Annotated in this window: 9 protein-coding genes; all 9 read right to left on the bottom strand. The window is 59.5% G+C overall.

Annotated elements, in window-relative coordinates:
• Positions 1–72: 72 nt before the first annotated feature.
• The 9 genes from kdsA to fabZ all read right to left on the bottom strand — a co-directional run bounded on the left by kdsA (position 73) and on the right by fabZ (position 11,798).
• Complete coding sequence (kdsA, locus tag HBN63_RS12510; RefSeq protein WP_170049638.1) at positions 73–918, bottom strand: 3-deoxy-8-phosphooctulonate synthase; 846 nt, start codon at positions 916–918, stop codon at positions 73–75.
• A gap of 4 nt (positions 919–922) precedes the next feature.
• Positions 923–2,554: a CTP synthase gene (locus HBN63_RS12515; RefSeq protein ID WP_160085125.1), complete on the bottom strand. Its 1,632-nt coding sequence runs from the start codon at positions 2,552–2,554 to the stop codon at positions 923–925.
• Positions 2,555–2,722: 168 nt separating this feature from the next.
• Positions 2,723–4,039 (bottom strand): tRNA lysidine(34) synthetase TilS, encoded by a 1,317-nt coding sequence (tilS, locus tag HBN63_RS12520; RefSeq protein WP_170049639.1) that lies wholly within the window; start codon positions 4,037–4,039, stop codon positions 2,723–2,725.
• A gap of 60 nt (positions 4,040–4,099) precedes the next feature.
• Positions 4,100–5,050 (bottom strand): acetyl-CoA carboxylase carboxyltransferase subunit alpha, encoded by a 951-nt coding sequence (locus HBN63_RS12525; protein WP_090248373.1) that lies wholly within the window; start codon positions 5,048–5,050, stop codon positions 4,100–4,102.
• A gap of 168 nt (positions 5,051–5,218) precedes the next feature.
• Positions 5,219–8,740, bottom strand: coding sequence for a DNA polymerase III subunit alpha (dnaE, locus tag HBN63_RS12530; protein ID WP_170049640.1), 3,522 nt, complete (start codon positions 8,738–8,740; stop codon positions 5,219–5,221).
• Between the two features lie 111 nt (positions 8,741–8,851).
• Complete coding sequence (gene rnhB / locus HBN63_RS12535) at positions 8,852–9,448, bottom strand: ribonuclease HII (RefSeq protein WP_170049641.1); 597 nt, start codon at positions 9,446–9,448, stop codon at positions 8,852–8,854.
• Positions 9,448–10,581, bottom strand: coding sequence for a lipid-A-disaccharide synthase (lpxB, locus tag HBN63_RS12540; protein WP_170049642.1), 1,134 nt, complete (start codon positions 10,579–10,581; stop codon positions 9,448–9,450). The genes rnhB and lpxB overlap by 1 nt, the downstream gene beginning before the upstream one ends.
• Before the next feature lie 3 nt (positions 10,582–10,584).
• Entirely contained in the window at positions 10,585–11,361 is a 777-nt protein-coding gene (gene lpxA, locus HBN63_RS12545) for an acyl-ACP--UDP-N-acetylglucosamine O-acyltransferase (RefSeq protein WP_170049643.1), read from the bottom strand.
• Positions 11,358–11,798: a 3-hydroxyacyl-ACP dehydratase FabZ gene (gene fabZ / locus HBN63_RS12550; protein WP_160015687.1), complete on the bottom strand. Its 441-nt coding sequence runs from the start codon at positions 11,796–11,798 to the stop codon at positions 11,358–11,360. The genes lpxA and fabZ overlap by 4 nt, the downstream gene beginning before the upstream one ends.
• Positions 11,799–11,808 lie beyond the last annotated feature (10 nt).

Genomic DNA, 11,808 nt, shown 5'->3' on the forward strand with positions numbered 1-11,808 from the left:
TCCAGCGCGCAATATGTACTGATTAATCAGTCAGATTGTATACAAATGGCACTTTACCGGAGATTTGCCGTTTCAGGCAGTCTCAATCGGCGCAAAACTCTTGATCAAATCATCCAGCTGCTTGAGCTGGGTGAGGAACGGCTCCAACTTGTCCAGACGCAGGGCGCAAGGGCCGTCGCATTTGGCGTTGTCCGGGTCCGGATGCGCTTCCAGGAACAGACCGGCCAGGCCTTGACTCATACCTGCCTTGGCCAGATCAGTGACCTGAGCACGACGACCACCAGCGGAATCGGCGCGGCCACCCGGCATTTGCAGGGCGTGGGTCACATCGAAGAACACCGGGTAGTTCATCTGCTTCATGATGCCGAAGCCGAGCATGTCCACCACCAGGTTGTTGTAACCGAAGCTGGAACCACGTTCGCAGAGAATCAGCTGGTCATTACCGGCCTCTTCACACTTGGCCAGGATGTGCTTCATCTCCTGGGGGGCGAGGAACTGGGCTTTCTTGATATTGATCACCGCGCCGGTCTTGGCCATGGCCACGACCAGATCGGTCTGCCGCGAAAGAAATGCCGGCAACTGGATAATGTCGCAGACATCGGCCACAGGTTGCGCCTGATGCGGCTCATGCACGTCGGTGATCACCGGCACGCCGAAGGTCTTTTTGATTTCCTCGAAGACCTTCATGCCCTCTTCCAGGCCTGGGCCACGGAATGAGGTTACGGACGAGCGGTTGGCCTTGTCGAAGCTGGCCTTGAACACGTAGGGAATGCCGAGCTTTTCGGTAACCCGCACGTACTCTTCACAGGCGCGCATGGCCAGATCGCGGGATTCGATGACGTTGATCCCGCCGAACAGAACAAACGGCTTGTGGTTGGCGATTTCAATGTCGCCAACCTTGATGATTTTCTGCGCCATATCCCTAGGCCTTCTTGGCTTTTTGCGTCAGCGCGGCAGTGACAAAGCCACTGAACAGCGGGTGGCCATCGCGCGGAGTCGAAGTGAACTCCGGGTGGAACTGGCAGGCGACGAACCATGGATGATCCGGTGCTTCCACCACTTCAACCAGTGCGCCGTCGCCCGAGCGACCGGTGACCTTGAGGCCGGCTTCGATCAGCTGCGGCAACAGGTTGTTGTTCACTTCATAGCGATGACGGTGACGCTCGACGATTACATCTTTGCCGTAGCAAGCGTGCACTTGCGAGCCAGACAGCAGCTGGCAGTCCTGTGCGCCCAGGCGCATGGTGCCGCCCAGGTCGGAGGCGTCTGTACGCTGTTCGGTCACGCCGGTGGCATCCTGCCATTCGGTGATCAGGCCGACCACTGGATGCGTGCTGACGGTGTCGAATTCGGTGGAGTTGGCATCAGTCCAGCCCAGAACGTTGCGGGCGAACTCGATCACCGCGACCTGCATGCCGAGGCAGATACCCAGGTAGGGAATCTTGTTCTCGCGGGCGTACTGCACGGTCTTGATCTTGCCTTCCACCCCGCGCAGACCGAAGCCACCTGGCACCAGAATGGCATCCACGCCTTCAAGCAGCGCAGTACCTTTGTTCTCGATGTCTTCAGAGTCGATGTAGCGCAGGTTAACCTTGGTGCGGTTCTGGATACCGGCATGGCTCATCGCTTCGATCAGCGATTTATAAGCATCCAACAGCTCCATGTACTTGCCGACCATGGCGATGGTGACTTCGTGCTCCGGATTCAGCTTGGCATCGACCACGCGGTCCCACTCGGACAGGTCGGCACCGTTGCATTCCAGGCCAAAGCGCTCGACGACGAAATCATCCAAGCCCTGGGCATGCAGCACGCCAGGAATTTTGTAGATGGTGTCGACGTCTTCCAGGGAGATCACCGCACGCTCTTCAACGTTGGTGAACAGCGCAATCTTGCGACGCGAGGAGATATCGATCGGATGATCGGAGCGGCAGATCAGCACGTCCGGCTGCAGGCCGATAGAGCGCAGCTCTTTCACCGAATGCTGAGTCGGCTTGGTCTTGGTTTCGCCAGCGGTTGCGATATACGGCACCAGAGTCAGGTGCATCAGCATGGCGCGCTTGGCACCTACTTCCACACGCAGCTGGCGAATCGCCTCAAGGAACGGCTGCGACTCGATGTCGCCGACCGTACCGCCGATCTCTACCATGGCCACGTCGGCATCGCCGGCGCCCTTGATGATGCGGCGCTTGATCTCGTCGGTGATGTGCGGGATGACCTGAATGGTCGCGCCCAGGTAATCACCACGGCGCTCGCGGCGCAGCACGTCTTCATAGACGCGACCGGTGGTGAAGTTGTTGTTCTGGGTCATGGTGGTGCGGATAAACCGCTCATAGTGGCCCAGGTCAAGGTCGGTCTCAGCGCCGTCGTGGGTGACGAACACCTCACCGTGCTGGAATGGGCTCATGGTGCCCGGATCGACGTTGATATAGGGATCCAGCTTGAGCATGGTGACCTTCAGGCCCCGCGCCTCCAGGATAGCCGCCAATGAAGCCGAGGCGATGCCTTTCCCCAATGAAGAAACAACACCACCCGTGACGAATATGTAGCGCGTCATGAAAAACCCTAGAAGTCTGCGTTTAAGCGGTCAATGCCGCCGGGGAAAGCGAAGGAATACCGAAGCGGCCAATTGCAATACACCGCAATTAGCTAGCCCTGCCGATTCCCAAAGGGAGTCAACAAAAGCTGTAGTAAGACGGGAGCGTAGTCTACCGGAAAGGGCTTATCAGCTCAAACCTTGATCATTCGTCGGTGGCTGCCAATGCAATTGCCAACCACCATCGACGGCGCACTGCAGACCTGGCAGGTTGGCGATCGCCATAACTCGATTATCCAGACGCAGCAGCGGCAGGCGATCACGCACAAAAGCCGGTACGCGCAGCTCATTGAACAAGCGCTTCAGATCGCGATGCCCACGCCCCGGTAAAAGAAGCTGATCGCCGCCCTGCCGGTAACCCAACTGCCAGTTACCCGCAGGTAACTGACCGTCAATTCGCACACTGCCGTTAGCGGGTAATGTCACCTGCTGATTACCTTGCACCACCACATTGACCGGTACTGGAGAGCACAGCCAATCACCCGCCAACCACCACAGCCGCTCATCATTGCGACGCAACTCCCCTGCCGCCAGCTTCCAGATTGGCGCTGCATCCGACGCGGCATCGCGCAGCGCCTGCCAGCCGGCCCAGTGCTCACTATCGGGCATCGCCGTCAGCGGACGCAGCCAATTGCGCAGGGCATTGCGCTGGCGCGGCTCACTCAGACTGCGCAGCGCAGGCAGTGCCAGATTTGGTAACGGCAGCCAGGCAAACTCGGTTGACACCTGCGCGGCGGCTATATCCTGCTGCGCCAATTCATCGAGCAACTGCGCAGCCTCACTCAAGTGCGCAGCGCTACGGGCCATATTGGCCGAGGCCTGCGGCCAGCGACTAAGCAGCGCAGGCATCACCTGACGGCGCAGGTAATTACGCGAGAAGCGCTCATCGGTATTTGATGGATCTTCGATCCAGGTCAACTTGTGCTCACGGGCATATGCCAGCAGTTCATCGCGCGAGCAGTTGAGTAGCGGCCGAACCAGCTGCCCTAAGCCCAGCGCGCGACTCACCGGCATCGCCGACAGACCCTGCACGCCGGCACCGCGCAACAGGCGAAATAACAGAGTCTCAGCCTGGTCATCGCGATGCTGAGCAGTAAGCAGTACCTCACCAGCCCCCAGGCGCGCCGCAAAAGCAGCGTAACGAGCCTCGCGTGCCGCACGCTCCAGACTCGCCCCAGGCAGGACCTGAACATATTCAACCTGTAGCGATACGGACAAAGCCGCGCACAGCTCACGGCAATGGGCCGGCCAGGCTTCAGCCGCAGCCTGCAGGCCGTGATGAATATGAATGGCGGAAAGAGGCGGCAATGCCTCGCGTTGCGCGAGGCTGGCCAGCAGGTGCAACAGCACAGTGGAATCCAGCCCGCCGGACAAGGCTACACACCAGCCCGAGGCACTACGCCAAGGCTGGAGGTCATCACGCAAACGAATATGCACAGGAGTCATCGGCCAAGCTTAAAACAACAACGGGCCCGAAGGCCCGTTGTATGCGCAGCTGCCGAGCAATCAAGCAATTCCGTAGCTCATCAGACGCTCATAACGACGCTTGAGCAGCGCGTCGGTATCGAAGGTCTTGAGCATTGCCAGCTGCGTCAGTAAAGCCTGACGCACAGATTCGGCCGCAGCAGCCGGATCGCTGTGGGCGCCACCGAGTGGTTCACCGATTACCTGGTCAACAATGCCCAGGCCTTTCAGGCGCTCGGCCGTAATGCCCATGGCCTCGGCGGCATCAGGGGCTTTTTCTGCGGTTTTCCACAGAATCGAGGCGCAACCTTCCGGCGAGATCACCGAGTAGGTGGAGTACTGCAGCATGTTCAGCTGATCGCACACACCAATCGCCAAGGCACCACCAGAACCACCCTCACCGATTACGGTGGCGATGATCGGGGTTTTCAGGCGTGCCATAACGCGCAGGTTCCAGGCGATGGCTTCGCTCTGGTTACGCTCTTCCGCGTCGATGCCTGGGTAGGCACCTGGGGTGTCGATAAAGGTCAGGATCGGCATCTTGAAGCGCTCAGCCATTTCCATCAGGCGGCACGCCTTGCGATAGCCTTCAGGGCGCGGCATGCCGAAGTTGCGGCGCACCTTTTCGCGAATCTCACGGCCTTTCTGGTGACCAATGACCATCACCGGCTCACCATCCAGACGGGCAACGCCGCCCACCAGGGCCGCGTCGTCGGAGAAATGGCGGTCGCCATGCAGCTCATCGAACTCGGTAAAGATGTGCTGCAGGTAATCCAGGGTGTAAGGACGGCGTGGGTGGCGCGCCAGCTGGGCGATTTGCCAGCTGCTCAGGTTGCCGAAAATGCTTTCGGTCAGCGAGCTGCTCTTGTCCTGCAGGCGGGCGATTTCATCGTTGATGTTCAACGAGTTGTCGTTACCAACCAGGCGAAGCTCTTCGATCTTGGCTTGCAGGTCGGCGATCGGCTGTTCGAAATCGAGAAAATTCGGGTTCATAGTCATCCGTCTTGCGTCGACGGCCAAGTGGCCGGGAGCTGTATCCGTTATCGCGCCCTACCTTATAGCAGCAGGCGCATTCAGGTCGACACCCGGTTCTGTACGAAAGCCTTCAATACAGAACCCACTGGGTATCACGACCGACCGGCGAAGCCTGAGCCTCGCAAATCAGCGGTAGTGCAAAAAGACGTTGTCGCGGCCGAACTGGTCACGCAATGCCTGAATCAGACTGTCAGCCGGCTCAATGCGCCAGCCTTCGCCAAACTGCAATTGCGCCTTGGCGTCACTGCCGCTGTAGTCGACAGTGATCGGGCACGCACCGCGATGACGGCCGCACAAGTCGGCCAGCCAACGCAGACGATCGCCCTGCAAGGCGCTGCTGGCGACCTTCAGACGCAAGCTATCGGCCAGACCGGTGCGCGCTTCTTCCAGACTCATCACCCGTTTGGCACGCAGGCGCAGACCACCGGAGAAGTCGTCATTACTCACCTCGCCTTCGACCACCACCAGGGCGTCGGTCTGTAACAAGGCTTGAGCACTGTTAAACGCTTCGGCAAACAGAGAGGCCTCGATACGCCCGGAACGGTCATCGAGGGTGATAAAGCCCATCTTGTCGCCCTTCTTGTTCTTCATAACCCGCAGGTTGACCACCAGACCGGCAATCGTCTGATCGCCGCGTGCGGCTTTCAGGTCGACGATGCGCTGGCGGGCAAACCGCCGCACTTCGCCTTCGTACTCATCAATCGGGTGACCAGTCAGGTACAGGCCCAGGGTGTCTTTCTCACCTTTGAGGCGCTCTTTCAGCGTCAGCTCGCGGGCGCGCAGATGATTGAGGTAAACATCCGCCTCGGCATCGGCAAACACCCCACCGAACAGGTCCATATGCCCGCTCTCGGCGCTGCGCGCGGTCTGTTCGGCGGCCTGCACGGCTTCCTCCATCGCACCCAGCAATACCGCGCGATTGCGATCGATATTGGCCTTGTAGGCTTTCAGCTCTTCATGGAAGTGCGGCCCCAGGCGATCCAGTGCACCGCTGCGAATCAGCGCTTCGAGGGTGCGTTTGTTGATGCGTTTGAGGTCGACCCGCGAACAGAAGTCGAACAGATCCTTAAACGGTCCGTCCTGACGCGCCTCAACGATGGCCTCCACCGGCCCCTCGCCCACACCCTTGATCGCGCCCAGGCCGTAAACGATCCAGCCTTCGTTGTTAACCGTGAACTTGAACTCGGAGATGTTCACATCCGGCGCGTCGAGGCGCAGCTTCATGCTGCGGCACTCCTCGATCAGGGTGACCACCTTGTCGGTGTTGTGCATATCTGCCGACAACACTGCTGCCATAAAGGCCGCAGAGTGGTGCGCCTTAAGCCAGGCCGTCTGATACGAAAGCAAGCCATAGGCAGCGGAGTGGGATTTGTTGAAGCCGTAACCAGCGAACTTCTCCACCAGATCGAAGATGTTACCCGCCAGGTTCGCATCGATCCCGTTGCTGGCGCAGCCTTCGATAAAGCCACCGCGCTGCTTGGCCATCTCTTCGGGTTTTTTCTTACCCATGGCGCGGCGCAGCATGTCCGCACCGCCGAGGGTGTAGCCAGCCATGACCTGGGCGATCTGCATCACCTGTTCCTGGTACAGGATGATGCCGTAGGTCGGTTTCAGCACCGGCTCCAGACCCGCGTACTGGTAGTCCTGATGCGGGTAGGAAATCGGCTCGCGACCGTGTTTACGGTTGATAAAGTCGTCCACCATGCCCGACTGCAGCGGCCCCGGACGGAACAGGGCCACCAGAGCGATCATGTCTTCCAGGCAGTCCGGCTTGAGCTTCTTGATCAGCTCCTTCATGCCGCGTGATTCAAGCTGGAACACTGCAGTGGTCTCGGCCTTCTGCAGCATGCTGAACGTCGGTTTGTCGTCCAGCGGGATAAAGTCGATGTTCAGATCCGGCAAGCCCTTCTTGGCCTGCTCGCGGTTGATGGTCTCCATCGCCCACTTGATGATGGTCAGGGTACGCAGACCGAGGAAGTCGAACTTCACCAGGCCAGCGGATTCCACGTCGTCTTTATCGAACTGGGTTACCAGACCGCCGCCTTCGTCATCGCAGGCAATCGGCGAGAAGTCGGTAAGTTTGGTTGGCGCGATAACCACGCCACCGGCGTGCTTGCCGGTACCGCGACAGATGCCTTCGAGCTTGAGCGACATCTCCCAGATTTCCCGGGCGTCTTCGTCGACCTTGAGGAAGTCGCGCAGCGGCTCTTCCATCTCGTAGGCTTTTTCCAGGGTCATGCCGACTTCGAAAGGAATCATCTTCGACAGGCGGTCGGCCAAGCCGTAGGACTTGCCCTGCGCCCGCGCCACGTCTCGCACCACCGCCTTGGCCGCCATGGTGCCGAAGGTGATGATCTGGCTCACCGCGTTACGGCCGTATTTCTCGGCCACGTAATCGATTACCCGGTCGCGGCCGTCCATGCAGAAGTCGACGTCGAAGTCGGGCATGGACACCCGCTCCGGGTTGAGGAAACGTTCGAACAGCAGGTCATAGGCCAGCGGATCGAGGTCAGTGATCTTCTGCACGTAGGCCACCAGCGAACCGGCACCCGACCCACGGCCTGGACCGACCGGGACGCCGTTGTTCTTCGCCCACTTGATAAAGTCCATTACGATCAGGAAGTAACCGGGGAAGCCCATCTGGATGATGATATCCAGCTCGAAATTCAGCCGGTCGATATAGACCTGACGCTTCTCTTCGTAATTGGGCGTGGTTTCCTTTGGCCAGAGCACCGCCAGGCGTTCCTCCAAGCCTTCGAACGACACCTGGCGAAAGTATTCATCCATGGTCAGCCCGGCCGGCACCGGGAAATCTGGCAGGAAGTACTTGCCCAGCTGCACTTCGATATTGCAGCGCTTGGCGATCTCGATGGTGTTTTCCAGCGCTTCCGGCAAGTCACTGAACAGCTCGGCCATTTCCTCCGGACTTTTTAGATACTGCTGATCGGAATAAGTGCGCAGACGGCGCGGGTCATCCAGGCTGCGGCCTTCGCCAATGCACACGCGGGTTTCGTGGGCAGCGAAATCGTCCTGCTTGATAAAGCGCACATCGTTGGTCGCTACTAGTGGCGCGCCGACCTTATCGGCCAGGGCGACGGCGGCGTGAAGATGTTCTTCGTCGTTAACCCGATTGGTGCGCTGCACCTCCAGATAGAAACGCTCGGGGAACACCTCCATCCACTCGCGCAGTAAGGCTTCGGCCGCCGCCGGCTCTCCATCGAGCAAGGCATGACCGACTTCGCCTTCTTTTGCACCAGAGAGCGCAATAAGGCCTTCGGCCGCGTCCTTGACCCAGTCACGCTGGATGATGACCAGGTCGTTACTCTGCCCCTCGCTCCAGCCGCGCGAGACCAGTTCAGTGAGGTTGCGATAGCCCTTGGCATCCATCGCCAGCAAGGTCATGCGGCTCAGCGGGCCATCTTCATCGGCACTGGCCAGCCAGATGTCGGCACCGCAAATAGGCTTGATGCCACCGCCCATGGCGGCCTTATAGAACTTCACCAACGAGCACATATTGCTCATATCGGTAACCGCTACCGCCGGCATTCCCGCTGCCGCCACCGACTTGATCAGTGGTTTGACCCGTACCAGCCCATCGACAAGGGAAAACTCGGTGTGCAAACGCAGGTGGACGAACGAAACGGTCATGGCAATCCTATACAAAACGCAAAAACGACAAGGCAGGGATTGTACAACCGCAGCAGCACGCGACAAGCGCTACCGGGCACAGGATAACGAGGGAATCTCAGAAGCGTTGCGTCAGTCGTCCAACAACGCACGTACCGGGCCAAAGGAGCGCCGGTGAATCGGGGTTGGCCCTAGGCGCCGTAGCGCTTCCAGGTGCACCGGAGTCGGATAGCCTTTGTGCCCGGCGATGCCGTAACCGGGGTATTGCAGATCAAGCGCCTGCATCTCGCGATCACGACTGACCTTGGCCAGGATCGATGCCGCGGCAATCGCTGGCACCTGGCTATCACCCTTGACCACAGCTGCACTGGGCACCCGCAGTTTCGGGCAGCGATTACCATCGATCAGTGCCAGCTTGGGCGTGACGCTCAAGCCCTCGACCGCGCGCTGCATGGCCAGCATGGTGGCCTGCAGGATATTCAGCTGATCGATTTCTTCGACCTCAGCGCGGGCGATGCACCAGGCCAGAGCTTTTTCACGAATCTCGTCGAAAAGTTTCTCCCGACGCGCCTCGGTCAGCTTTTTCGAATCGTTCAGGCCGAGAATCGGCCGCGCCGGATCGAGAATCACCGCCGCCGTCACCACCGCGCCGCAAAGCGGGCCACGGCCGACTTCATCGACACCGGCCACCAACCCCTGCACCAAAGTGAAATCCAGCCCGAGTTGCATCAGCCGCGCCCTGTCAGTTGCAGCACAGCCTGGGCAGCCTGCACCGAAGCGTCACGACGCAGCGCGCGGTGAATCACATCAAAGCCTTCGGTCTGCACCTCGCCGCCATCCAGCAGCGGAGCCAGCAACTGGGCCAATGCTTCAGGCGTCGCAGCGTCCTGAATCATCTCGGGTACCAGCAAACGCTCGGCCAGCAGATTCGGCAGGGAGATATAGGCACTGGTGACTAGGCGCTTGAGGATGCGATAGGTCAGTGGTGCAACCTTGTAAGCAACCACCATCGGACGCTTGTACAACAAGGCCTCAAGGGTCGCCGTACCGGAGGCGATCAACACCGCATCACAGGCCGCCAGCGCCTCATGGGAACGGCCATTGAGCAAGGTCAACGGCAGATCACGGCCCACCAGCATTTGCTCAATCTGCGCACGGCGCTCCGGGCTGGAACAGGGCAGGACGAACTGGATACCGGGGCGCAAGGTGCGCAACCGCACTGCGGCATCGAGAAACAGGCTGCCAAGGCGCGACACTTCGCCGCCACGGCTACCCGGCATCAGAGCCACCACTGGCTGATCCTGCGATAAGCTCAGCGCATCACGGGCCGCAGCGCGATCCGCCTGCTGCGGAATGGTATCGGCCAGCGGGTGGCCGACGAAACGCACCGGCACCTGATGATCCTGATAGAACTGCGCCTCGAACGGGAACAGAGTCAGCATCAGGTCGCAGGCCTCGCGAATCTTCAGCACACGCTTCTGCCGCCAGGCCCACACAGACGGGCTGACGTAATGCACCGTTTTGATTCCGGCCTGGCGCAACTTAAGCTCGAGGGTCAGGTTGAAATCCGGCGCATCGATACCGATAAAGACGTCCGGTTTGGCCTCGATCAGGGTGTTGATCAGCCGCTTACGCCGTGACAGCAACTCAGGCAGACGCCCCAACACCTCAACCAAGCCCATTACCGACAGACGTTCCATCGGAAAATAGGAACTCAGCCCCTGGGCCTGCATCAGCGGGCCACCGACACCGATAAATTCGATCTGTGGGTATTGGGCTTTGAGGGCCTGCATCAGGCCCGCACCGAGAATATCGCCAGACGCCTCGCCAGCGACCAGCGCGACACGCATCAGGTCAGTCATAAATTATCGGGTAATGCCGCGGCTTGAAGCCTGGATAGAATCGCGGAAGATCGCGACTTCGGGGAACTCTGCAGACGACTCGGCCAGCTCAGCCATCGCCTGCTCTACCGTAAGACCCTGGCGATAGACAATCTTGTAGGCACGACGCAAGGCAGCGATCGCCTCAGCGCTGAAACCACGACGACGCATGCCTTCAAAGTTCATGCTGCGCGCTTCGGCCGGGTTCCCGAATACGGTGACAAATGCCGGTACATCCTTGCCAATCGCCGTGCCCATACCGGAAAAGCTGTGCGCACCGATACGGCAGAACTGATGAACCAGGGTGTAGCCAGAGAGAATCGCCCAGTCATCGACCCACACATGCCCGGCCAGCGCAGTGTTGTTGACCAGGATGCAATGGTTGCCGATCACGCTGTCATGGCCGATGTGGGCATAGGCCATGATCAGGTTGTGGTCACCCAGGGTGGTTTCGCTGCGATCCTGAACGGTGCCGCGGTGGATGGTGACACCCTCGCGGATCACGTTATGGTCGCCAATGACCAGCCGAGTCGCCTCGCCCTGGTACTTGAGATCGGGGGTGTCTTCACCCACCGAGGAGAACTGATAGATGCGGTTGTGTTTACCGATCCGCGTCGGCCCCTTGAGAATCACATGGGGGCCGACCACTGTACCCTCGCCAATTTCTACATCGGCCCCGACTATCGACCAAGGGCCGACGACGACGTCGTCAGCCAACTTGGCGCTGGGATCGATGATGGCGCGAGGGTCAATCAAACTCATAGCTTGCGTTCCGCACAGATGATTTCTGCCGAGCAGACTTCCTTGCCGTCGACGCTGGCTTTGCACTCGAACTTCCAGATGCTGCGCTTGCTGCTCAGGTAACGGGCTTCGAGGATCAGTTGATCACCCGGCACCACTGGCTGGCGAAAGCGTAGCTTGTCGGAGCCAACAAAATAATACAGGGTGCCATCGGAAGGCTTCAGGTCCATCATCTTGAACCCGAGAATGCCGGCGGCCTGAGCCATGGCTTCGATGATCAACACGCCCGGCATAATCGGGTGCTCAGGGAAATGCCCGTTGAAGAAGGGCTCATTGATGCTGACATTCTTGTAGGCGCGAATTCGCTTGCCTTCAATATCCAGCTCAGCCACCCGGTCCACCAAGAGGAACGGGTAGCGGTGCGGCAAGTATTCGCGAATCTGGTTAATGTCCATCATGTGCAGAGAA

This window comes from Pseudomonas sp. WS 5011, assembly GCF_012985775.1.
In the GTDB taxonomy this organism is placed as follows: Bacteria; Pseudomonadota; Gammaproteobacteria; order Pseudomonadales; family Pseudomonadaceae; genus Aquipseudomonas; species Aquipseudomonas peli.